The following is a 24,457-nucleotide window of genomic DNA, read 5'->3' as shown; positions in this document are numbered from 1 at the left end:
TTCGCTCATCCTTTTCTGATCAAGAAGAAGGGAAAATTATGGATAAGGCAATTAAAAGATATTGGCCGGTATTTGTATTACCGACAATGCTGGCATTTACAATTGGATTTGTTGCACCGTTTATTTTGGGTATTTATCTTTCGTTTTGTAAATTCACAACCGTAACAGATGCAAAGTGGGTAGGGCTTTCCAATTATGCGAAGATCTGGGGAGATGCATCGGATCCATTTTTGCATTCACTGTGGTATACAGCACTTTTTACAGTAGTCTCTGTATTGCTGATTAATATTCTGGCATTTACAGTTGCGATGTTCCTGACAAAGAAAATTAAAGGAACGAATATTTTCAGAACCGTGTTCTTTATGCCAAACCTGATTGGTGGTATCATCCTGGGTTATGTATGGCAGCTGTTATTAAATGGTATTTTGGCACATTTTCAGAAAACTCTGACCTATTCTTCCGTTTATGGATTCTGGGGGCTGGTCATTCTGATGTGCTGGCAGCAGATCGGTTATATGATGATTATTTATATTTCCGGTATTCAGAATATCCCGGGAGAACTGATTGAAGCAGCAAAAATTGACGGAGCCAACAATCGTCAGATTCTGAAGAATGTCACCATTCCGATGGTGATGCCTTCCATTACAATCTGTACATTCCTGACCCTGACCAATGGATTCAAATTATTTGACCAGAACCTGGCACTGACAGACGGTGCACCATCCAAGATGTCAGAAATGCTGGCACTGAATATTTATAACACATTCTATGGACGAACCGGATATGAAGGTGTGGGACAGGCGAAAGCAGTTCTGTTCTTTATCCTTGTGGCAGCCATTGCCATTACGCAGAATATCCTGACCAGAACAAAGGAGGTACAGCAGTAATGAATGCAAGAAAAGCAAAACACGGTACATTGCTGACCGTTATTTTTACAATCATTTCGATTGCATATGTATATCCGATTTTTCTGGTAGTGCTGAACTCTTTTAAGAAAAAAGCATATATCAGCAGGGAACCGTTTTCCATTCCGCAGGGGAAGATTTTTGTCGAATGGGACAACTATATAAAAGGAATTGAAAAAACCGGATTTATCCAGGCTTTTGGATGGTCTCTGTTTATAACCGTATTTTCCGTGGCAGCTATTATTCTGTGTACTTCCATGTGCGCATGGTATATTTGCAGAGTGAAAAATGCGGCAACCAATACGATCTACTATCTGTGTCTGTTTTCCATGATTGTTCCATTCCAGATGGTAATGTTTACATTGTCGAAAATTGCAAATATATTGCATTTGAACAATCCGGTTGGTATAATCGTTGTGTATTTGGGCTTTGGGGCAGGATTATCCGTATTTATGTTTGTGGGCTTTGTAAAATCCATACCACTGGAGATCGAAGAGGCAGCCATGATTGATGGATGTACACCGCTTCAGACATTTTTCCAGGTCGTGCTTCCGATTTTGAAACCAACCTGTATTACTGTAACAATTCTTCAGGCAATGTGGATCTGGAATGATTATCTTCTTCCATATCTGGTATTGGATATCAGGAAATATAAGACCATACCGATTGCAGTACAGTATCTGAAAGGTGGATATGGTTCTGTGGATATGGGAGCTATGATGGGAGTACTGGTGCTTGCAATTATCCCAATTATTATATTCTACCTGTTCTGCCAGAAGTATATTATTGAAGGTGTGGTAGCAGGTGCAGTGAAGGGCTAGTACCAATATTTACAGGACAATGTACGGCCACATATAAGAGAAAAGAAGGGTTCCCGGCAGGAGTGCAGAGATGCGCAGAAGAAGTATGTCATGCATTGCATGACGCGCATCTCGTAGCAAGAATGCCGAGGCATTCTTGAAAGAAGTGAGGTCAGAACAATGGGAAACGTAACGATTAAAGATATTGCGCAGATATGCGGCGTGGGAGTCAGTACGGTCTCAAGAGCAATGAATAATCATCCGGATATTAACCAGGAAACAAAGGATATGATTATGCAGGCAATTGAGCAGAATAACTATGTGCCGAATAACAGTGCAAGAAATCTGAAGCGGACAGATGCAAAAGCAATTGCTGTGCTGGTAAAAGGAATCAGTAACCCACTGTTTAACCGCATGATTAAGGTAATTGAGCAGGTAACTCAGAAGGAAAAATATGAACTGGTCCTTCAGCATGTAGATGATAATCAGGATGAGGTTACAGTGGCAATTGAACTGGAAAAAGAAAAACGTCTGAGGGGTATTATTTTTCTCGGTGGATATTTTTCACATTCTGAAGAGAAACTGAGGCAGATGTCCATTCCATTTGTATTAAGTACGATTAGCCTGGTAGAAGAAGACGAACGTCAGGAGTATGCATCAGTTTCGGTTGATGATATAAAGGAAAGTTATCGGATTGTCAATTATCTGATTCAAAATGGTCATAAGCGCATTGCGGTAGTTGGCTCCCGAAAAGATGATGAGAGCATTGGATGGCTTCGTCTTCAGGGATACCGTAAGGCACTGGAACAGAATCATATACAGATTGATGAAGATTTGATCTGTTATGTTAACGGTAATCTTGCGACATACAGTATGGAAGCCGGATACGAGATGACAGATGAACTTCTGAAAAAAGGGAAAGAGTTTACCGCATTATTTGCTATGTCTGACCGAATGGCAGTAGGAGCCTGCAAAGCCATTCTGGATCATGGCGGAAAAATCCCGGACGAGTATTCTGTGGTGGGATTTGATGGAATGGATGTGGCGCAATATTATAATCCTTCGATTACAACGATTCAACAGCCGGTAGAAGAAATGGCAGAAGCAACGATTCGGATGTTATTGGATTTGATTCGTAAGAAGCATAAGAGCAGACATCTTGTGTTCGAAGGACAATTGATTGAAGGACAGTCAGTCAGAAATATAAGGGAAAATGAAGGAGGAGCAAACTATGAGAGCAAGTGGAATACTGCTTCCGATCAGTAGTCTCCCATCAAAATACGGCATAGGATGTTTTTCAGAGAGTGCATATCAGTTTGTCGACCAGTTAAATGAGGCAGGTCAGAAATACTGGCAGATACTTCCTTTGGGACCGACAAGCTACGGTGATTCACCGTATCAGTCTTTTTCTACTTTCGCCGGGAATCCGTATTTTATCAGTCTGGAAGAACTGATTGAAGAGGGAACACTGAAGGAAAAAGAGTGTGCTCAGGCAGATTTTGGTGATGATGACAGATATGTGGACTATGGAAAGCTCTATGAAGCCAGATTTCCGCTTTTGCGAAAAGCATATGAGAGAAGTAATATCAGCCAGAATCCGGAATTTCATAAATTTATGGAAGAAAACAGTTATTGGGTGAAAGATTATGCTATATTTATGGCGGTGAAAGCCTTTTTCGGAGGAAAAAGCTGGGATCAGTGGCCGGAAGATATTCGGAAACGCTGGGGTTATGCCATGGATTATTACCAGAAAGAGCTGTATTATGAGATAGAATTTTATGAATACATTCAGTTTGTATTTACCAGCCAGTGGAACCGGCTAAAAGAATATGCCCATAAAAAAAATGTTCGTATCATTGGAGATATTCCAATTTATGTGGCCTATGACAGTGCAGATACCTGGGCTAATCCTGAGCTGTTTCAGTTAGATGATGAAAATCTGCCATCTGCAGTAGCAGGATGTCCACCGGATGGATTTGCAGCAGATGGGCAGTTATGGGGAAACCCATTGTATCGGTGGGATTATCACAGAGCAACAGGATATGCATGGTGGATACGCCGTTTGTCCTATTGTTATCAGTTGTATGATGTGGTAAGAATAGATCATTTTCGTGGATTTGATGAATATTTTTCAATTCCGTATGGAGAAAAGACCGCAAGAAACGGACACTGGGAGAAGGGACCGGGAATGGAGCTTTTCTGGAGAATCAAAGAGTGTCTGGGCGAGAAAGAGGTCATCGCAGAAGATCTTGGATATGTTACGGACTCTGTGAGAAAACTGGTAAGAGGTACTGGTTTTCCAGGCATGAAAGTATTAGAATTTGCTTTTGATTCCAGAGACACCGGAAGTGCCAATGATTATTTGCCGCATAATTATACTGAGAACAGTGTAGTGTATACAGGGACGCATGATAATGAGACATTGACAGGATGGTTTAAGGATATTTTACCTGAGGAACGCCAGATGGTGCGAAACTATCTGAACAATGAAAGAGACAAAGATACGGAGATTTACTGGGATATGATTTGCACTGCGATGCAAAGTGTATCAAAACTATGTGTGATTCCAATTCAGGATTATCTTGGATATGGTAATGAAGCGAGAATGAATCAGCCATCCACACTTGGACAGAATTGGAAGTGGAGATTGAAAAAAGATGAGTTCAATAAAGAACTGATTCAGAAAATTAAAGATATTACAATGTGGTATGGAAGGTATTACGGATGAATGTAATTGACATGCATTGTGATACGATAGCACAGATTTATCGTACACAGAATCAGAAAGAAACACAGAGATTGTTATCAAACAATCTCTGTATTGATTTACAGAAGATGAAGCTGGGTGGATATATGCTGCAGAATTTTGCAATGTTTGTAGATAAGGGTGAGGAAGAGAATCCACTGGAGACAGCACTTGGGATGATAGACTGCTATTATCAGGAACTGAACGAAAATAATGACTGGATTGCACCGGTATTTTCTTATGAAGACATTGTCAAAAATCAGAAAAATGGAAAAATGAGTGCTATGCTGACTTTGGAAGAAGGCTGCGTAGTAAAAGGTCAGCTGTCATTGCTTCGTATTTTTTATCGTTTAGGGGTACGGATGATTGCGCTGACCTGGAATTATGAAAACGAAATTGGCGTGCCAAATCTTACTACAGATGAAGCAGGAACACCACGGTTCGACAAGAGAAATTCCCAGGGACTGACAGAATTCGGTATCGAAATGATTCAGGAGATGGAACGGCTGGGAATGATCGTGGATGTGTCACATTTATCAGATGGCGGATTCTGGGATGTACTGCATCATACAACGCAGCCATTTGTCGCCAGTCATTCAGATGCGGCCAGTGAGTGTAATGTATGCAGGAATCTGACAGATGATATGATTCGCGCGTTGGCAGACCGGGGTGGAGTAATGGGACTGAATTACTGTCATGATTTTCTGACAGAGTCTGACAAACCAGCTGCATTGTCGGCAGATACTTCGATTTTTATGGACGCCGGAAAACAGACAAAAAAGATAAGCAGAATGGAAGATATGGTGCGTCATATAAAACACATTGTAAATATAGGCGGAATAGAGGTCTGTGGTCTTGGAAGTGATTTTGATGGAATTAATAATTCAGTGGAATTTGGAAACGCATCCGGTGTACAGCAATTGTATGAAGCATTGGTAAAAAGTGGATTTTCAGAAGATGACGCAGATAAGATATTTTATAAAAATGTGCTGCGTGTGTACCAGGATGTGTTGAAATAATGAGGAGAAACTTATGAAGAAAAAGTGGTGGCATGAAAAGGTAGCATATCAGATCTATCCAAAAAGTTTTTGTGATACCAATGGAGATGGGGTAGGAGACCTGAAAGGAATCATCAGTAAGCTGGATTATTTAAAAGAACTGGGGGTCGATCTGGTATGGATTTCTCCCATCTATTGCTCACCGATGGCAGATCAGGGATATGATATATCGGACTATTATAATATAGATCCATTATTCGGAAATATGGATGATATGGATCTGCTTTTGGCAGAAGCAAAGAAAAGAAATATCGGTATCGTCATGGATCTGGTAGTCAATCACTGTTCTGATGAACATGAATGGTTCAAAAAAGCATGTGAGGATCCGGATGGGAAATATGGAAAGTATTTTTACATAGAAGATGTAAAGGATGGCAAATTGCCATCCAATATTCGCAGTTATTTTGGCGGAAGTTGCTGGGAACCTCTGCCGGGACATCCGGACAAATATTATCTGCATCTGTTTCATAAGAAGCAGCCAGATCTGAACTGGGAGAATCCGGAAGTACGGGAAGAGATCTTTACGATGGTGAACTGGTGGCTGGAGAAAGGACTGGCTGGATTTCGTATTGATGCAATTATCAATATAAAGAAATCTTTGCCATGGAAGGACTATCCGGTGGATCGGGATGATGGGCTGAGCTATGTGGGAAATATGTTGAAAGAAGTAAGCTGTCATGATTTTCTGACGGAACTGCGAGACCGCACCTTTGCAAAGTATGATGCGTTCAGCGTAGGGGAAGTTTTTGATGAACATGAAGATACTCTGCCGGAATTTATCGGAGATGACGGTTATTTTTCCACTATGTTTGATATGAGTACCGCTATCTGCGGAGCCAGCGAAAAAGGATGGTATGACAGACCGCATATTACAGCAAATGAGTATCGGGATACAATATTTACCAGTCAGGAAAAGGCATGGAATGTAGGATTTTTATCAAATATTATTGAAAATCACGATCAGCCGAGAGGAGTAAGCCATTATCTGCCGGAAGGCGAAGTGAATGATACTTCCAAGAAAATGCTGGCGACACTTCATTTTATGGTGCGTGGTATTCCGTTTATTTATCAGGGACAGGAAATCGGTATGGAAAATGTGGACTTTACATCTATTGAGCAGATAGATGATGTGATGACTCTGGATGAATATCAGGTAGCATTACAGGCAGGCTTATCTTCGAAGGAAGCACTGGAAGCAGTGAAGAAAATGAGCCGCGATAATGCCAGAGTACCATTTTCCTGGGATGATACCGAGCATGCAGGATTCACTACGGGCGAACCATGGCTGATGAACAACCCGGATTATAAAAAGATAAATCTGGCAGCACAGCGTAATGATGAACATTCTGTGTATCAATATTACCGTAGTTTGATTCAGCTTCGTAAAAATCCGGAATATAAAGATACGATTGTGTGGGGAAAAACCGTTCCTGTATGGACAGATCGTACAAACCTGATGGCTTTTTACCGTCAGACTGATGAGCAGACGCTGTTGGTGATTGCCAATTATCAGAAAGAATCACAGAGTGTTACGTTGAAAGAAGATGTTAAGAATGTATTGCTCAACAATTGCATGGAATGGGAACTTGATGGCAGAGAACTTTGTCTGAAAGGATATCAGGCAGTGGTTCTGGAAGTGTAAAAATAGTTACTGTTGACAGCAGACAAGGAGATTACGACAGAAGAAAAGCTGTCGTAATCTCCTTGTTTTCATAGCATGAATCATGCAGAGGTCTTCCTGTCAGAGTTAATCCCAATAGTTTATTCCTTGGTGCGGGTATTGATAAACTGAAGTTTGGTTTTGGAATACAGGATTTTCTGACTGTGGTACAGTCCAAAGTATCCGGATTCCAGATAGCCGATACCGATGGCCAGCAGGAAAAACGGCATGCAGTCAAAACCGAACAATTCAAAACTGAGGAACAGACTGCTGATTGGACAGTTGGTCACACCGCAGAATATGGAAACCATACCACAGGCAGCGGACAGCGATGGAGAAAATCCGGTCAGCTGACCGAAGATACATCCGAAAGTTGCACCGACAAACAGAGTTGGGACAATCTCCCCACCTTTGAATCCGCATCCCAGTGTGATGGCAGTAAAAATTATTTTCAACAGAAAAGCGGTAGGAACCACTTCACCGGCGATGGCATTTGCAATGATATTCATACCGGCTCCAAGATAATCGGTAGTGTGAAGAAGTTTTGTCAGCAGGATAATCAGAAGAGCACCAGAGACTACACGGATCCATTCGTTTGGTACATGCTGCTGATAAAGATGTTCCGTGCGATGCAGGGTGGAACAGAACAAGATGCTGACAGCAGCGCAGAGTAAAGCCAGGATAATGACCAGGGTAATATTTCGGACATCCAGGGGGATGTTGGAGGGAATAGTAAAATGTTCGCCCTCTGCGCCGACCAGAATAGCCATCTCTTTTGCGGTCAGTGCTGCGATAGAGCATGGTACCAGAGCAGCATACTGCATGATACCCACACTGACCACTTCCATGGAAAAAATAGTGGCCGTCAGTGGGGTGCCGAACAAAGCAGAAAAAGCAGCACTCATGCCACACATGATCATAATTTTCTGATCATATTCATCCATTTTGATCCATTTGCCAAGCGTTCCGCCGATACTGCCGCCAAGCTGCAGAGCAGCGCCTTCTCTGCCGGCAGAACCGCCAAAGGCATGTGTCAGAATCGTAGAGATCATAATCAGAGGAGCCATACGAAGCGGTACATACTTGCCGCCAGAGATACCTTCCAGAATTCGATTTGTTCCGCTTCGGGATGGATCCAGTTGATACATGGCTACGATAGCCAGTCCGGCAACTGGCAGCAGGTACAGCATCCATGGATGTGTGGTACGAAATCCGGTTACTGTTGTAATGCATCTTGCAAAAGCACCACCGATCAGACCCAGAACGACACCGGTGGCGCCGGCCAGAACAATCCATCGTACCAGAATACCTATTCTGGCAATGCATTTCCAGATTCCTTCTTTTAAAAAGTCAAATAGTTTATCTTTAGTAAAATTCATGACATCTCTCTCCCATAATTTTATGACAAGCCTGAAAGAAAACAGGGCTCACTTCTTCCAGTATAAAGAAAAGAAAAACATTCTGCAACAAGAAGAGAATAAAAATGTGTATACCTTGCGGAAGAAGAACGGTTTTGATAAAATGAAGCTTATAACAGATGGACACGAAAGAGGCTTTTCATGGAAAGTATTTTATTAAAAATTCAAGATACAGTAGCAAAGTATGCAGAAGTGCTATCGAAGATATCCCGTGTAGATGTGGAAGTGGTGGATAACCGGCTGTATCGTGTGGCTGGAACCGGAATGTTCAGTAAGAAAGTAAATGAGGATATGTCAGCAGAGGGATATGTATATCGTCAGGTGTTAAAAACCGGTAGAAGACAGATCATTTATGAACCGGGAAAAGAAATGATTTGCCAGAACTGTCCACATTGCAATGACTGTCAGGAAGAGATTGAGATTTCTATGCCGGTACGGATGGGAATAGAAATTATCGGAATTATAGGACTGGTGGGAAGTAGCAGGGAACAGAAGGAACGCATCCTGCAGGATGAACAGCTTTATCTGGATTTCCTGGAACAGATCGCAGATTTTATCACGGCAAAGGCAAAAGAATATCGGGAACTGGATAACAAAAACCAGCTGTTAGATACACTGGATTGCACCATTGGACATATTGAGCAGGGAATTATGATTATCGGTGCAGATTATGTGATCACGACGGCGAACGAAGCTGCCAAGAAGCAGCTGGAACTGGAGATGCCGGAAGGAAGTTATGTGAAAATAGAAGCTACCGGTGACCACATGAATTATCGTAATGAATATAAAATGAAAATCGGTGACCGGGAGTTTTCCATTATGGGGCATCTGTATAACCTGCCACGTCAGGAAGGCAGATATGCGAAACTGCTTCTGTTTGAAAACAGTAAGGCAATCCAGAAAAAATATTATGAGATGACTGCTACCGTGCACACACTGGACTGCAGCAATATTATAGGTGACAGTGACAGAACATGTAAAATGAAACGGGAAATCATGCAGGTGGCGCAGAGCAGTTCTACCGTGCTGATTACAGGAGAAAGCGGAACCGGAAAAGAGATGGTGGCAACGGCTATCTGGAATGCCAGCAGCCGACGTTCAGGAAGATTTGTAGCGATTAACTGTGCGGCAATACCGGAAGCATTGCTGGAGTCAGAACTGTTCGGTTATGTCAAGGGCGCCTTTACCGGTGCAGATCCCCATGGAAGAATCGGTAAATTTGAACTGGCCAATAAAGGTGTGATTTTCCTGGATGAGATAGGTGATATGCCATTGTATCTGCAGGCAAAGCTTCTGCGTGTGCTGCAGGAACGTAAAATTACCCGTATTGGCTCGAATCAGGTGATTCCCATCGATGTGCGGATTCTGGCAGCGACAAACCGTGATCTGCGGGAGATGATCCGGGAAAAAAAATTCCGGGAAGATCTGTATTATCGTCTGAATGTTATTCCTCTGGAAATCGCACCGTTAAGAGAGCGTGTGGATGACATACAGCCATTGGCGGAATATTTTGCCATGCATTATGCAAAGCTGTTTCAGAAATATTTCTGGAAAATTACAGAATCGGTAATGGAATGTCTGAAACAATATTCCTGGCCGGGAAATGTACGTGAACTGGAAAATGTGGTAGAATTCATGGTGAATATGATGGGACCGGATGGAATCCTGGATGAGAAAACTCTTCCACGGGAAGTGCGGGAACGGGGAGAAAAAAAGAAACTGGAAGAAGAGCAAAAGCCGGGAGTGGAGGCGAACCGGTCAGATTCGATGATATCAGAAGAACCATTAACATTGAAAGAACTGGAGTATCGGGCGATCCGGAAAGCCATTGATCGCTGCGGAAATACCACACAGGGGAAAAAAGAGGCTGCCAGACAGCTGGGAATCGGTCTGGCAACGTTATATCGAAAACTGGAAGAAATTACTAATTCTCAGAATGAGAATTAATGAAAAAATTCTCATTCTGAGAATAAAAAATTCCCAAAATGAGAAAAAACAGGAAAAACTGATCGGAACAAAGAAGATCCATGAAAAAGAGGGTATGAAAATCCCTTATTTTTAGCGGATCTTTTTTTATATTTTTTTTTCTGAGGATTCGAAAGATGGGAACGAAAATTGCTATATAGATAATCAGAAGGAGAAAAACGACCGGGAATACATAACCGGCGGAAAAGAAGAAAGGAAGGAAGTAATGAAAGAATCATTTAAGATGGTGACACGGAAACACGAAAATGGAAGTGGATGTGATCTGAAGTTATTCAGCCAGGAATCTGCTCATAAAATTCGTGAATTTCACAAAAGCTTTCCGGTGTATGCACCAACACCGCTGGCACATCTGGAAGAGACAGCAAAATGTCTTGGTTTAAAAGATGTGTACGTAAAAGACGAATCCTGGAGATTTGGACTGAATGCATTTAAGGTTTTGGGCGGAAGTTATGCCATTGGAAATTATCTGGCAGGCCGTCTGGGAAAAGATATCTCAGAAGTAAATTATGAAACACTGATTTCTGATGAGACAAGAAAAGAACTGGGAGATATCACTTTTGTAACTGCTACTGATGGTAATCACGGAAGAGGCGTGGCATGGACAGCAAACCAGTTTAAACAGAAAGCAGTAGTATATATGCCAAAGGGCAGTGCACTGGAACGTCTGAATAACATCAAGGCAGAAGGCGCACAGGCAAGCATCACAGACCTGAATTATGATGAAGCGGTTCGTCTGGCTAACAGTCAGGCAGAGCAGAAAGGCTGGGTAATGGTGCAGGATACAGCATGGGAAGGATATGAAGATATTCCGACCTGGATTATGCAGGGATATGGAACCATGGGACTGGAAGCGCAGGAGCAGCTTCCTGAGAAACCGACCCACATCTTCCTTCAGGCAGGTGTTGGATCTATGGCCGGTGCTGTAACCGGATTATTTTCTGCAATTTATGGAGAAGACAGACCGGTGATCACTATTGTAGAACCAAACAAGGCAGACTGCCTGTATCGTACTGCAGAAGCAAATGACGGGGAACGTCATTTTGTAACCGGAGATATGAATACCATTATGGCAGGGCTGGCATGTGGTGAGCCTTGCAGCATTGGATGGAAGATCCTTTCCGATTACGCAGATCACTTTATCTCCTGCCCGGATTATGTGGCAGCAAAGGGAATGCGTATTCTCGGCAATCCTGCAAAAGGAGATGACCGTGTGATCTCCGGAGAAAGCGGAGCAGCAGCATTTGGATGTGTGGCAGAGATCATGACGAATCCGGAACTGGCAGACCTGAAGAAAGAACTTGGTCTGGATGAAAACTCCCGTGTACTGTTCTTCAGCACAGAAGGAGATACCGATCAGGAAAACTATAAAGCCATTGTATGGGATGGAAAATACCCTAGTACACATGAAAAATAAAATTTTTGCATAAAAGGAGGACATTATGTTAAACAAAGAAAGACAGGAAGAAGTAGTAGAATTATGTCAGCATCTGATTCAGAAACAGAGCTATTCCGGACATGAAGACGGTGTGGCAGGAGTTCTGGAAGAACAGTTAAAGAAAAAAGGTTTTGATTCTGTAACCGTAGATAAATATGGTAATGTAATCGGATGTATCAAAGGTAACCGTCCAGGTAAAAAGATCCTTTTCGACGGACACATTGATACCGTTCCGGTAACAGATGAAACAGAATGGCAGTACCCACCTTTCGCAGCAGAAATTCATGATGGTAAGATCTACGGAAGAGGAACCAGTGATATGAAGGGAGCGGTAGCAGGATTTGTAACTGCAGCTGCAGCATTTGCTGAAGATACCCAAAAAGACTTCGCCGGAGAAATCTATGTAGCCGGTGTGGTACATGAAGAATGTTTTGAAGGTGTGGCAGCCCGTGAAATCAGCAATTTTGTAAAACCGGATTATGTAGTGATCGGTGAAGCTTCTCAGCTGAATATCAAGATCGGACAGAGAGGACGCGGAGAAATCGTTCTGGAAACGTTCGGAAAACCTTGCCACTCTGCAAACCCGGAAAAAGGTATCAACGCAGTGTACAAGATGGCAAAAGTGATTGAAGCAATCCGCACTCTGGAGCCAACACACCATCCGGTACTGGGCGATGGCATCCTGGAACTGACTGATATTAAATCTGCACCATATCCTGGAGCATCTGTAGTGCCGGAATACTGCCGTGCTACTTATGACCGCCGTCTCCTGGTTGGTGAAACCAAAGAAAGTGTTCTGGCTCCGATTCAGGAACTGCTGGATAAGCTGATGGCAGAAGATCCGCAGTTAAAAGCAAAGGTTTCCTATGCAGTTGGTAAAGAACAGTGCTACACAGGAAACGAAATCACAGGTGAGAGATTTTTCCCGGGATGGCTGTATGATGAAAAAGACGAGTTCGTACAGGATGTAAAGAAAGAACTGGAAGGTATGGGATATACACCGGAGATCACACAGTACAATTTCTGTACAAACGGAAGCCACTATGCCGGTGAAGCCGGAATCAAGACCTTTGGACTTGGACCATCCAAAGAAAATCTGGCACATACCGTTAATGAATATATTGAAATCGACCAGCTGACCAAAGTAACGGACTGCTATTATGGAGTTATGAAAGCATTATTAAAATAACATCGGGGATTTTACATAAGAGAAGGGATTATGAACATGAGTGGAAAACAGACAACAGCATTAATTATTATCTTTATATACATGGCACTGACCATTGTGTTAGGTCTGGTAGTATCTAAAAGAAAAGCAGCAAAGCAGGCAAAACAGAGTAATGAAGATTTCCTGATGGCAGGAAAGTCCTTAGGACCTCTGGTACTGGCAGGAACCTTATTCGCAGCAAATACCGGTGGTGCAAGTACAACCGGTATAGCAACCAATGTTTACAGCTATGGTATTTCCGCATGCTGGTATGTAATTGCGGCAGGAATCGGATTCGTACTGGTATCTTTTATCGCACCATACTTCCGTAAAGCACAGGCAAGTACCGTACCACAGATCATTGGAAAACGTTACGGAAAAGCTTCCCACATTTTTACCGCATTTACTTCGATTGCTGCACTGTTCATGGCAACAGGAGCACAGATTATTGCAACAGCATCTATTATTAATGTAGTAACCGGGCTGGATTTCCGTACAGCAGCGATTGTTATTACAATAGTTGTTATTATTTATACTATGATTGGTGGCTTCCAGTCAGTGGCAGCAGCAAATCTGATGCACGTAATTGTTATTACTGTCGGTATGGCAGTAGCTATGTTTGTTATGCTTGGTAATCAGCAGGTTGGTGGTTTTGCAGGACTTTTCGCAAAAGCAAAAACAGTAACAGATTCCACAGGAGCATCTCTGGATCTGCTTAGTATGACAAAGATTGGTATACCTACCGTAATCGGTTATATCGCAATGTATTTTATGACATTCCCTACAGGACAGGAAATCGTTCAGACATACTGTTCTGCAAAAGACGGAAAATCAGCAAAATTCGGTTCTCTGATCGCTGGTATTCTGTCTGCTGTATATGCAATTGTTCCGGCAATTATCGGTCTGATGGCTTACGTATGCATCGATGGATATGCAAGTGGTCCACAGAAAAACGCACTGGCAGATGCAACTATGAACTTTGCACCGGCAGTGGTAGCAGGTATTGTACTGGCAGCAGTGGTAGCTGCAACGATGAGTTCCGCATCCGGAAATATGATTGGTACTGCAACCATGTTTACAAATGACGTATTCCGTCCATATATCAATGGAGGAAAACAGGATGATGCAAAAGAAATCTGGATTTCCAGAGTGGTTATGGTGATTGTTGGAGGCGTAGGTCTGATCGTGGCATTAACAGCATCCAATATTATCAGCGTTATGATGGGTGCTTTCGCATTGAGAAGTGCAGGCCCGTTCGCTGCATTTATCTGTGGTCTGTTCTACAAGAATGTAACACAGAGAGCCGGATTTATCTCTATTGTATCCGGAACCATCGTAGCAGCAATCTGGATTTACGGACTGCATACACCATGGGGATTAAGTGCAATGGTTCCAGGCGGTATCGTAGCTTTAATTGTCATCTTTGTAGTATCAGCAATTGAACGAAGCATGGGTGTTGCGCCGGCTCCGGAACTTGAACTGGAAGAAGATTAAAAACAGTCAGTTGTCTGTGGAGCACAGATCTGATCCGCAGACAGCTGCCAGAATTTTGACAGAAAGGTATGGGTGAAGCAAATGAAAAAATTAATCAAGGGTGGTTTAGTAGTAGACGGAACGAAAAAGCCTGGTTATGAAGCAGATGTATTGGTGGAAAATGACAAGATCGTAAAAATTGGCAATATTGATACAACAGAAGATATGGAAGTGATCGATGCAAAAGGGCTGGTAGTAGCTCCTGGATTTATCGATACACACAGCCACAGTGACCTTCAGATTCTGGTAGATCCGGAAGTAAGACCTAAGATCATGCAGGGTATCACAACAGAAGTGCTGGGACAGGATGGTATTTCTATGGCACCACTTCCTCCGCAGTACATCAGCCCTTGGAGAAAGAACCTGGCAGGTCTGGACGGAGACAGTGATGAAATTGACTGGAACTATCAGACAACAGAAGGATATCTGAAAATGCTGGAACATGTAAAACCAGGATTAAATGAATGTTATCTGGTACCGCACGGAAATATCCGTATGGAAGCAATGGGACTGGAAAACCGTCTGCCGAATGAAGAAGAACTGGAAAAAATGCGTCAGATTACCAGACGTGAAATGGAAGCAGGAGCAATCGGTTTATCTACAGGTCTGATCTACATGCCATGTGCATATTCTGAGTCCAAAGAAATTATTGAAATGTGTAAAGTAGTAGCAGAATATGACGGAAGATTTGTTATCCATCAGAGAAGTGAAGCAGATACCATTCTGGATTCCATGGAAGAGGTTATCAAGATCGGAAGAGAATCCGGTGTAAAGATTCATTACTCACACTTTAAAGTATGTGGTAAGAAGAACTGGGATAAGATCGATGATGTCGTTCGTCTTCTGGAAGAAGCAGAAAAAGAAGGTATTGATGTATCCTTCGACCAGTATCCATACGTGGCAGGAAGCACCATGCTTGGCGTAATTCTTCCTCCATGGGTACATGACGGTGGAACAGATAAAGTTCTGGAACGTCTGGCAGATAAAGAACTTCGTAAGAAAATGGTTTATGATATCGAACATGGTATTCCTGGATGGGATAACTTTGTAGAATTTGCAGGTCTGGATAAGATTTTTGTAACCAGCGTAAAAACAGAGAAGAACCAGGATGCAGTGGGCTTAAGCCTGACACAGCTTGGAGAACTTCGTGGAAAAGATCCATATGAAGCGACATTTGATCTTCTGTATGAAGAAGAAAATGCAGTCGGAATGGTAGACTTCTACGGAACAGAAGAACATGTACAGCTTTTCATGAAACGCCCGGAGATGAATGCCTGCACAGATGGTCTGCTTGGCGGCAAGCCACATCCTCGTGTATATGGTGCATTCCCGAGAATCCTGGGAAAATATGTGCGTGAAGACAAGGCTCTTACACTGGAAGAAGCAGTTTATAAAATGACAAAGAAACCGGCAACAGCATTCAATATGACAGATCGTGGTGAAATCAGAGAAGGTGCATATGCAGATATCTGTATTTTCAATCCAGATACTGTTATCGATAAAGGTACATTTACTGATCCGATTCAGTACCCAGAAGGTATAGAATATGTTATAGTAAATGGTGAACTGGCTGTGAAGCACGGTGAACATACCGGCGTAAGAAATGGATCAGTTCTGAAGAAAAAAGGAAAAGAGGTAGTAAAATAATGGCAAAAGAGATTATCGCAACAACAAATGCACCTGGAGCAGTAGGACCATATGTACAGGCAGTGAAAGTAAACGGAATGGTATATTGTTCCGGTCAGCTGGGAATTGACCCTGCAGTTGGCAAACTTCCGGAAGGTGTAGAAGCACAGGCACACAGATCCATGAAAAATCTTGGTGCAGTACTGGAAGAAGCAGGAAGCGATTTCAGCAAAGTAGTTAAGACCACCATCTTCCTTGCAGATATGGACGACTTTGCAAAAGTAAATGAAATCTACAAATCTTACTTTGGAGAAACCTATCCTGCACGTTCCTGCGTACAGGTAGCAAAACTTCCACTGGGCGGACTGGTAGAAGTAGAATGTATCGCTTACGTATAAAAGAACAACACTGACAATACCGCTGCCATAACCTTTGAAAGCCGTTTCAGTTATCCTGGATAACCGGAAACGGCTTTTGGCATATAATCACTATTAGTAGACTTTTCTTCCACCTGCCGGAGGAATATGCAGCGCAGTACGGTATTTTGTGATAAGACGTTTGGATACGGTCAGTCCATCGGCTGCAAACATGTCTGAAAGCTTCTGATCTGAAAAAGGATGTGCTTTGTCTTCTTTTTCGATGTAGTCCCGGATCATTTTCTTGATTTCTTCCTTATTATCCCGGCCTTGTACAAAAAAGTAAGATAATGGAAATACTCCATACTGGCACTGCAGATATTTATCACTGGCAGCGCGGCTGATGACAGATTCGTGTACACCCAGAATAGATGCTGCTGTGGACTGCAGGAAAGTGTGCAGATGTCCGGGGCCATTCAGAAAGAAATCCTGCTGATGCTCTACAATCAGCTTCCCAAGAGAGAGCAGGGTGGAAGAACGATGACGGATACTGTCATTGATCTGTTCCAGTTCTTCTTTTTTCCCTTTCAGATATCTGGCAGTTTCTCCAGCTTCATCTGTTTTTAACAGATCCAGATAATAGTCATTCATGCGGATGGATGGAATGGAAGCATCATTCAGAATGATATCAAAATAACCATCAAAACGGATAATGAGCAACTCAGGGCGGACATAAGGCATGTAATGACGGTCTCCAAAGGAAGAACCGGGCTTTGGGTTGAGGGAGCGAATCAGGCTGCAGGCTTCCAGTATATCTTTCTGTGAACGATGCAGTATGCGTGAAATAGCGGGAATCTGATTCTTACCGAGAAGATCCAGATAATCACTGACGATGGATAGAGCAAGTGACGCAGCCGGATAATGTTTTTTCAGCTGTATGGACAGACATTCACTTAATGTTCGGGCACCTACGCCATCAGGTTCCAATGTCTGCAAAACAGAAAGCATTTCCTCAGTTTCGGTAAGGGAACAGTGGCAGACTTTAGCGATCTCATCCAAAGGTGTAGTCAGATAGCCGCTGCTTTCCAGACTTTGAATGAGATATTTCAGAATAAAAACTTTTGAAGCAGGAAGATTCAGACTGTTCAGCTGAAGAAGAAGAGACTCTTCCAGTGTCTCAGTCATGGAAGTGTCCAGATTCCAGGGATCGGATGCATCCCTGCGCTCCTGTCTTTCATAAACACGGTTTTGTTCATCCAGAGCATTCAGCCATTCCTTTTTACGTTCATCTTCTTCCGGTGGTTCCTCAAAATCCAGCAGAGGATTCTCCAATGCCAAATTCTGCAGATAGATTTCCAATTCCATATTATTCATTTGTAAAATCTCAGAAGACTGAATCATCTGATGAGTAATAGTCTGCTTCTGAGATGGGCGTAATTCCATATCCATAGTATGTATGACTCCTGTTGTGTATACTGTTGCCATTGTACCATAAAAATGACTGTGAAATATGAAGAAGATGTGAATAATTTGAATTTATGTAACTGATCAAAACCCAATGTATTGCGATAAGGTACTGGACAGATACGAATTTATAATAGTGGCTGGACAAATGAGAAAAAAAGGTGCATAATGACAAAAACAGATAATAGAGGACGGAGACAAAAAGGTCCATGAAAAGCAGAAGATAGCTGCATTTCATGGATTTTTTTATTCTGAAAGCAGAAGAATAAGATTGTTTTTGCAATAAAGAGGAGGACTTGTTTTATGTACGATCTGATTATTAAAAATGGTCTGGTAGTATCACCGTCATCCACAGTAAAATTTGATGTGGCAATTCAGGGGAAAAAGATTGTCGGACTTGGGACTTATGATGAAAAAGAGGCTGTGCGGACAATCAACGCAGAAGGAAAATATGTAATGCCGGGCGTTATTGAAGCGCATATGCACAGGCTCTGGCAAGAGCTGATGAGATGAAAGAATCTGCCATTGATTACAGTGTACACGGGAAATTTGTTGAATCTACACCGGAAGCACTTGCTGACATTGAGAAAATGGCGGAAGGAGGAATTCCTACCTTTAAGATGTTCATGACTTATAAAAAAGAAGGCGTTATGAGTGATGACGAGACCATGTTAAAAGTATTTGAAAAGGCAAAAGAGGTAAGTGGACTTCCGATGGTTCACTGCGAAAGTAATGCCATTGCAGAAAGTAATATCGAGAAGTGCAGAGAAGCAAATGACATGAGCTGGGTAAATTTTGCAAAGTGTAAGCCAGTACTTTGTGAAGCCGAAGCATTTGCAAGAGCGGTATATTTTGCAGAGTATGTGGGAAGGGCTAGAAGACGGGACGATCCTTCTGACAGGTTCGGACGACTGCACATTTGATGTGGATGAGAAATCAGCATTTCTGGAAAAGAATGAGGATGGAACCTGGAAGCAGGATTTTACAAAAGTTGTAAACGGTATAAGCGGTATAGAGATCCGTCTGCCGCTGCTCCTTTCTGAGGGTGTCTCAAAAGGCCGTATTTCCATTAATAAAGTCTGCGAACTGACCAGTACGAATATTGCAAAGATTTACGGATGCTACCCACAGAAAGGAATCATTGCACCAGGCTCAGATGCAGACATCGTTCTGGTAGATATGGAAAAAGAAGTAACGTTATCCAAAGATGTACTTCATAATAATATCAGTTACTGTCTCCATGATGGATTCCAGGTAAAAGGATACCCGGTGATGACCATTTCCAAAGGAAAAGTGATTGTAGAAAACGGCGAATTCAAAGGACAGCAGGGATCTGGTGATTTTATTAAGAGAAAAATCAACCCAGAATATTTGAAAAAGTATGGATTGAATTAGCAGATACAACAACAGTTCAAAGCTGTTGAATAAAAATTCGCTTTACAAAAAATAGATAAAGTATTAAACTAAACAAAAAGATATCTTCAGGGCAGGGTGAGATTCCCTACCGGCGGTAGAGCCCGCGAGCCGAAAGGCGTGATCCGGTGAGATTCCGGGGCCGACAGTACAGTCTGGATGGAAGAAGATGATAGTACAGTTGATTTTTTGCATGAATGTAGTATCAGAGCTCTGAGATGGTGATCCATTTCAGAGCTTTTTATATTGGAAAATCAGACATTCATTTATCGATCATATGTAACAGATCAATTCCACCCTGCAGATATTTCTGCAGGTTTTTTTGTATCTGTTACATTGTTTTCGAAATAACTGTACCATTCACTTGTCTGTGAATCCGATTGCACAGGTCTAAAAGCCTCGGCGTAGCCCGGGTAAAGAACAGGAATAAGAAAGAAGGAATAGAAATGACGGATCAGGAATATATGCTTCGGGCAATTCAGCTGGCCCAAAAAGGAGAAGGCTGGACGAATCCCAATCCAATGGTAGGAGCAGTGATCGTAAAAGACGGAAAGATCATCGGGGAAGGCTATCATAAAAAGTATGGAGAACTTCACGCGGAACGTAATGCAATTGCTTCTCTTACAGAATCAGCAGAAGGTGCGGTGATTTATGTTACGCTGGAGCCTTGCTGTCATCATGGTAAAACACCTCCATGTACGGAAGCGATCATTGAACAGAAGATCAGAAAAGTGGTGATCGGTTCTCGGGATCCGAATCCGAAAGTAGCAGGAAAAGGTGTACAGATGTTAAGGGAAGCCGGTGTAACAGTAGTTGAAGATTTTATGAGAGAAGAATGTGATCAGCTGAATCCGGTGTTTTTTCATTATATTACTACGAGGACTCCTTATGTGGTGATGAAGTATGCCATGACACTGGATGGGAAAATCGCAACGAAAACAGGGGCCTCAAAATGGATCAGCGGAGAAGCTTCACGAAAAGAAGTACAGCATATGAGGCATCAGTACATGGGGATCATGGCAGGCATTGGAACTGTGCTTGCAGATGATCCGATGTTAAACGTCCGGGTAGAAGGCTGGAAAAGTCCTATCAGGATTGTGTGTGACAGTAAGCTCAGGATCCCGCCGGACAGTCAGATTGTAAAAAGTGCGGAAAAGTACCGGACGATCGTGGCTTATGCAGATCAGAAGAATACAGAAGAGAAAATAAAAATATTACATACCATGGGAGTTGAAACCATTTACTGTCCCGATGAAAAGAATCAGATAGACCTTAAGAAGCTGATGGCAGATCTTGGAAACAGAGGCATTGACAGCATTCTCCTGGAGGGAGGCGGTACGTTAAATGACAGTGCACTGCGAGCTGGAATTGTAAAGGAAGTACAGGCTTTTGTGGCACCAAAGCTGTTTGGCGGTGTGGCTGGGAAGACACCGGTAGAAGGCATTGGAGTTGAACTGCCGTCTGAAGCAGTGGAACTGAAATATACAGATATCTGTCAGATCGGTGAGGATATCCGGATAAAATGTCAGGTGTGTAGAAAAAAACAGTAGGAGGAATCATGTTTACAGGAATCGTAGAAGAGAAAGGAAAAGTCCGTTATATACAGCTGACAGGGGAATCAGGGATCCTGGCAGTGAAAGCCAGGAAGGTCCTGGAAGGGACAAGGATCGGTGACAGCATTGCCGTAAATGGCGTGTGTCTGACAGTTACGTCGATGCAGCCGGACGGATTTACCGCCGATGTGATGGCAGAGACGATCAGAAGAAGCAGTCTTGGCAGCTGCAAGGCCGGAAGCCAGGTAAACCTGGAACGGGCAATGGCTGCAGATGGCAGGTTCGGAGGGCACATAGTAAGCGGTCATATTGATGGGACTGGTGTGATACGTTCCATGCTTCGGGAAGAAAATGCCATCTGGGTATCGATTGAGACATCACCACAGATTTTGCATCTGATCGTAGAAAAAGGATCAGTCTGCATTGATGGGATCAGCCTGACAGTTGCAAGGGTTGATGAAGCCGGTTTTCAGGTGTCGGTCATTCCACATACAGGAGAAGAAACCACTCTTTTGGAAAAGGTGCAGGGGGATCTGGTTAATCTGGAAAATGATGTGATCGGAAAATACGTAGAAAAACTGCTTGGCATCAGAAAAAACGAAGAAGAGAAAAAAAAATCCGGAATTACGATGGAGTTTCTTGAAGAATTCGGGTTTTAGAACAGGAGGATATACAGTATGTCACAAAACGATCAGTACAACACAATTGAAGAGGCACTTAGGGATCTTAAGGAAGGTAAAATAGTTCTGGTCACAGATGATCCGGACAGAGAAAATGAGGGAGATCTGATATGTGCGGCAGAGTTTGCGACCAGGGAAAATATTAATTTCATGGCGACCTATGCAAAGGGTCTTATCTGTACACCGATGAGTGCGGAACTTGCAGCGAGATTGAATTTTCCGCCAATGGTTGCTGAGAACACGGATAATCACAGTACAGCATTTACCGTGGCAGTGGATCACGCAGATACAACGACCGGTATCTCAGCAGCAGAGCGCTCCTATACCATTATGAAGTGTGTGGATGATGAGTCGAAACCGGAGGATTTCAGAAGACCGGGACATGTATTTCCGCTTATATCCAGAAAAGGCGGGGTTCTGGTGCGGAATGGCCATACAGAGGCAACAACAGATCTTATGAGACTGGCTGGGCTGAAAGAATGTGGTGTGTGCTGTGAAGTTATGAAAGAAGATGGCACTATGATGCGTACATCACAGTTATGGGAAATGGCAAAAGAACATAACCTTACATTTATTACAATCCGTGATCTGCAGGATTATATAAGAATACATGAAAAGCATGTAAAGGAGGAAGCAGCTGCAAACCTCCCAACACAGTACGGTGATTTTAAAATGTATGGATATATCAATGACATTACAGGAGAGCATCATCTGGCACTGGTAAAAGGTGATATAGGAGATGGTGAGGATGTGCTTTGCCGGGTACATTCGGAGTGTCTGACAGGGGATGCATTCGGATCGCTCAGATGTGACTGCGGCCTGCAGCTGCAGACAGCGATGCGCCAGGTAGAAGCAGAAGGCAGAGGAATCATTCTGTATATGAGACAGGAAGGCAGAGGAATCGGACTGATCAATAAGATCAAAGCATATGCGCTTCAGGAGCAGGGATACGATACTGTGGAGGCTAATGTGAAGTTAGGATTTGCACCGGATCTCAGAGAGTACTGGGTGGGGGCACAGATACTGTCAGATCTTGGCGTGAAATCATTAAGATTACTGACAAATAATCCAGATAAAGTCTATGGACTTGGTGAATTCGGGCTGAAGATCAATGCAAGAGTACCTCTGGAGATTCCGGTACAAAAGTATGACCGGAAGTATATGAAGACGAAGCAGGAAAAGATGGGTCATATTTTTAAAGAAATAAATTTATAAAAAACAGCTGATATCAGGAGGAAGAAAAAATGAGACAGATCAATTTAGTAGAAGGAAAAGTAGTAGCACCGGAGGGAATGAAGGTTGGTATTGTGGCAGCGAGATTCAATGAGATCATTGTGAATAAATTATTGGGAGGGGCAGTCGACGGACTGGTAAGACATGGAGTAGAAGAAGAGAATATTACTGCAGCATGGGTACCGGGAGCATTTGAGATTCCGCTTACAGCACAGAAAATGGCGCAGTCAGGAAAATATGATGCAATTATCTGTGTGGGAGCTGTCATCCGTGGAGATACTTCACATTATGATCTGGTATGCAATGAATCTGCCAAGGGGATCGCACAGGTTGAACTTGCAACAGGAATCCCGGTCTTATTCGGAGTGATCACGACTGAGAATATCGAGCAGGCTATTGCGCGTGCAGGAAGCAAAGCAGGAAATAAAGGTTATGACTGCGCGTTATCTGCAATCGAGATGGTCAATCTGATGAAGCAGCTCTAAAAGACAGGAAATAAATGATGACAAAAACGATCATATTCGATTATGATGGAACAATCCATCATACCCTTGGAATCTATGAACCGGCATTTCGTGAAACCTATCAGTGGCTGACAGAACAGAAGGCTGTAGAAGAACGGGAGATAGGCTCGGCGGAAATTGCCGGCTGGCTGGGACTTAACAGTAAGGAAATGTGGAATACATTTTTGCCGGAGCTGGATCAGAGCTATAAAGAGCAGGCAAGCAGGATGGTAGGAGACCTGATGGTAAGACAGATCAGGAAACATAAGGCAGTGTGGTATCCAGGAACAGAGGAGATGCTGACAGCTTTGAAGAACCGGGGATATCATCTTGTGATCTTAAGTAACTGTAAAGCTTCATATCGTGAGGCACACTGGAAGGAATTTGGGATGGAACGATGGTTTGATCGTTTTTATGACTGTGAATCATACGGATTCCGTCCAAAGACAGAAATTGTGCAGGAAATCATCCGGGAATATAGTGGCCCTTATCTGGTAGTCGGAGACAGGAGACAGGATCTGGAATGTGCCAGAGCCTGCAAAAGCCCTTTTATAGGATGCCTGTATGGATATGGTGAGAAAGGGGAACTGAATGGGGCAGATTATTTTGCAGAACATATAGAGGATATACTGCAGTTGGTGATATGATTTTTGCAATATAAAAGTTGAGAAGTGAATTAACAGATACAACAACCCCAGTCTTGACAGAAAAAGGTTCCTGTGTTAGCCTAATATCAGCTTAGTAATAAGAAAACGCTTAGATGAAGAGAGTACATTTGCACAGGACATTACAGAGAATTCCCGCAGGCTGAGAGGGATATGCACCGGTAAGTGGAACATGGCTTCGGAGCGGCGCACCGACTGTGGATTACCGGTGCCGTA

At 42.9% G+C, this 24,457-nt stretch carries 22 protein-coding genes and 1 riboswitch; of the genes, 20 read left to right on the top strand and 2 right to left on the bottom strand.

The window, feature by feature from the left end; all coding sequences use genetic code 11:
- Positions 1-38: 38 nt before the first annotated feature.
- The 6 genes from H8716_RS07760 (at position 39) to H8716_RS07735 (ending at position 7,151) form a co-directional block, all read left to right on the top strand.
- Positions 39-887 (top strand): carbohydrate ABC transporter permease, encoded by an 849-nt coding sequence (locus tag H8716_RS07760; protein ID WP_249308000.1) that lies wholly within the window; start codon positions 39-41, stop codon positions 885-887.
- The gene (locus tag H8716_RS07755; protein WP_249307999.1) at positions 887-1,726 is read left to right on the top strand and encodes a carbohydrate ABC transporter permease; all 840 of its coding nucleotides are present in this window, start codon (positions 887-889) and stop codon (positions 1,724-1,726) included. Before H8716_RS07760 ends, H8716_RS07755 begins: the two co-directional genes overlap by 1 nt.
- Positions 1,727-1,885: 159 nt before the next feature.
- Positions 1,886-2,971 carry a LacI family DNA-binding transcriptional regulator gene (locus H8716_RS07750; protein WP_249307998.1) on the top strand — a complete coding sequence of 362 codons (1,086 nt, stop codon included), beginning with the start codon at positions 1,886-1,888 and terminating at the stop codon, positions 2,969-2,971.
- A complete protein-coding gene (gene malQ / locus H8716_RS07745) occupies positions 2,937-4,433 on the top strand; it encodes a 4-alpha-glucanotransferase (RefSeq protein ID WP_249307997.1) in 1,497 nt (498 codons plus the stop codon). The genes H8716_RS07750 and malQ overlap by 35 nt, the downstream gene beginning before the upstream one ends.
- Positions 4,430-5,470 (top strand): dipeptidase, encoded by a 1,041-nt coding sequence (locus H8716_RS07740; RefSeq protein WP_249307996.1) that lies wholly within the window; start codon positions 4,430-4,432, stop codon positions 5,468-5,470. The genes malQ and H8716_RS07740 overlap by 4 nt, the downstream gene beginning before the upstream one ends.
- A gap of 13 nt (positions 5,471-5,483) precedes the next feature.
- Positions 5,484-7,151 (top strand): alpha-glucosidase, encoded by a 1,668-nt coding sequence (locus H8716_RS07735; RefSeq protein WP_249307995.1) that lies wholly within the window; start codon positions 5,484-5,486, stop codon positions 7,149-7,151.
- 119 nt (positions 7,152-7,270) lie between these two features.
- On the opposite strand, the gene H8716_RS07730 is transcribed toward H8716_RS07735, so the two are convergent.
- A complete protein-coding gene (locus H8716_RS07730) occupies positions 7,271-8,548 on the bottom strand; it encodes a chloride channel protein (RefSeq protein ID WP_249307994.1) in 1,278 nt (425 codons plus the stop codon).
- 180 nt (positions 8,549-8,728) lie between these two features.
- Here H8716_RS07730 and H8716_RS07725 point away from each other — a divergent pair, with 180 nt between their 5' ends.
- From H8716_RS07725 to H8716_RS07700, 6 genes are all read left to right on the top strand, one after another.
- The gene (locus H8716_RS07725) at positions 8,729-10,534 is read left to right on the top strand and encodes a sigma-54 interaction domain-containing protein (RefSeq protein WP_249307993.1); all 1,806 of its coding nucleotides are present in this window, start codon (positions 8,729-8,731) and stop codon (positions 10,532-10,534) included.
- A 244-nt stretch (positions 10,535-10,778) separates the two neighbouring features.
- Complete coding sequence (gene dpaL, locus H8716_RS07720; protein ID WP_249307992.1) at positions 10,779-11,987, top strand: diaminopropionate ammonia-lyase; 1,209 nt, start codon at positions 10,779-10,781, stop codon at positions 11,985-11,987.
- Positions 11,988-12,012: 25 nt separating this feature from the next.
- Positions 12,013-13,197 (top strand): YgeY family selenium metabolism-linked hydrolase, encoded by a 1,185-nt coding sequence (locus tag H8716_RS07715; protein ID WP_249307991.1) that lies wholly within the window; start codon positions 12,013-12,015, stop codon positions 13,195-13,197.
- 36 nt (positions 13,198-13,233) lie between these two features.
- Positions 13,234-14,709 (top strand): sodium:solute symporter family protein, encoded by a 1,476-nt coding sequence (locus tag H8716_RS07710; protein ID WP_249307990.1) that lies wholly within the window; start codon positions 13,234-13,236, stop codon positions 14,707-14,709.
- 81 nt (positions 14,710-14,790) lie between these two features.
- A complete protein-coding gene (locus H8716_RS07705; RefSeq protein ID WP_249307989.1) occupies positions 14,791-16,395 on the top strand; it encodes an N-acyl-D-amino-acid deacylase family protein in 1,605 nt (534 codons plus the stop codon).
- On the top strand, positions 16,395-16,772 hold the full coding sequence (locus tag H8716_RS07700) for a RidA family protein (protein WP_249307988.1): 378 nt from the start codon (positions 16,395-16,397) through the stop codon (positions 16,770-16,772). Before H8716_RS07705 ends, H8716_RS07700 begins: the two co-directional genes overlap by 1 nt.
- A 93-nt stretch (positions 16,773-16,865) precedes the next feature.
- Here H8716_RS07700 and rpoN read toward each other — a convergent pair whose 3' ends face one another.
- Positions 16,866-18,179: an RNA polymerase factor sigma-54 gene (rpoN, locus tag H8716_RS07695; RefSeq protein WP_249307987.1), complete on the bottom strand. Its 1,314-nt coding sequence runs from the start codon at positions 18,177-18,179 to the stop codon at positions 16,866-16,868.
- 318 nt (positions 18,180-18,497) lie between these two features.
- On the opposite strand from rpoN, the gene H8716_RS07690 reads away from it, so the two are divergent.
- The 8 genes from H8716_RS07690 to H8716_RS07655 all read left to right on the top strand — a co-directional run bounded on the left by H8716_RS07690 (position 18,498) and on the right by H8716_RS07655 (position 24,223).
- On the top strand, positions 18,498-18,707 hold the full coding sequence (locus H8716_RS07690; RefSeq protein WP_249307986.1) for a hypothetical protein: 210 nt from the start codon (positions 18,498-18,500) through the stop codon (positions 18,705-18,707).
- Positions 18,704-19,117: an amidohydrolase family protein gene (locus H8716_RS07685; RefSeq protein WP_249307985.1), complete on the top strand. Its 414-nt coding sequence runs from the start codon at positions 18,704-18,706 to the stop codon at positions 19,115-19,117. Before H8716_RS07690 ends, H8716_RS07685 begins: the two co-directional genes overlap by 4 nt.
- Positions 19,056-19,589: an amidohydrolase family protein gene (locus H8716_RS07680; RefSeq protein ID WP_249308028.1), complete on the top strand. Its 534-nt coding sequence runs from the start codon at positions 19,056-19,058 to the stop codon at positions 19,587-19,589. The genes H8716_RS07685 and H8716_RS07680 overlap by 62 nt, the downstream gene beginning before the upstream one ends.
- Before the next feature lie 78 nt (positions 19,590-19,667).
- A riboswitch (FMN riboswitch) is annotated at positions 19,668-19,782 on the top strand.
- A 271-nt stretch (positions 19,783-20,053) separates the two neighbouring features.
- The gene (gene ribD / locus H8716_RS07675; protein ID WP_249307984.1) at positions 20,054-21,157 is read left to right on the top strand and encodes a bifunctional diaminohydroxyphosphoribosylaminopyrimidine deaminase/5-amino-6-(5-phosphoribosylamino)uracil reductase RibD; all 1,104 of its coding nucleotides are present in this window, start codon (positions 20,054-20,056) and stop codon (positions 21,155-21,157) included.
- Positions 21,158-21,165: 8 nt separating this feature from the next.
- Positions 21,166-21,819, top strand: coding sequence for a riboflavin synthase (ribE, locus tag H8716_RS07670; protein ID WP_249307983.1), 654 nt, complete (start codon positions 21,166-21,168; stop codon positions 21,817-21,819).
- Between the two features lie 18 nt (positions 21,820-21,837).
- Positions 21,838-23,055, top strand: a complete 1,218-nt coding sequence (locus H8716_RS07665) for a bifunctional 3,4-dihydroxy-2-butanone-4-phosphate synthase/GTP cyclohydrolase II (protein WP_249307982.1) — start codon at positions 21,838-21,840, stop codon at positions 23,053-23,055.
- 29 nt (positions 23,056-23,084) lie between these two features.
- Positions 23,085-23,558 (top strand): 6,7-dimethyl-8-ribityllumazine synthase, encoded by a 474-nt coding sequence (gene ribH / locus H8716_RS07660; RefSeq protein WP_072522456.1) that lies wholly within the window; start codon positions 23,085-23,087, stop codon positions 23,556-23,558.
- Positions 23,559-23,572: 14 nt separating this feature from the next.
- Complete coding sequence (locus H8716_RS07655) at positions 23,573-24,223, top strand: HAD family hydrolase (RefSeq protein WP_249307981.1); 651 nt, start codon at positions 23,573-23,575, stop codon at positions 24,221-24,223.
- The last annotated feature ends 234 nt before the right edge of the window (positions 24,224-24,457 follow it).

The organism is Jingyaoa shaoxingensis (assembly GCF_014385005.1).
Taxonomy (GTDB): domain Bacteria; phylum Bacillota; class Clostridia; order Lachnospirales; family Lachnospiraceae; genus Marvinbryantia; species Marvinbryantia shaoxingensis.
This window is presented reverse-complemented; position numbering and strand designations above follow the sequence as displayed.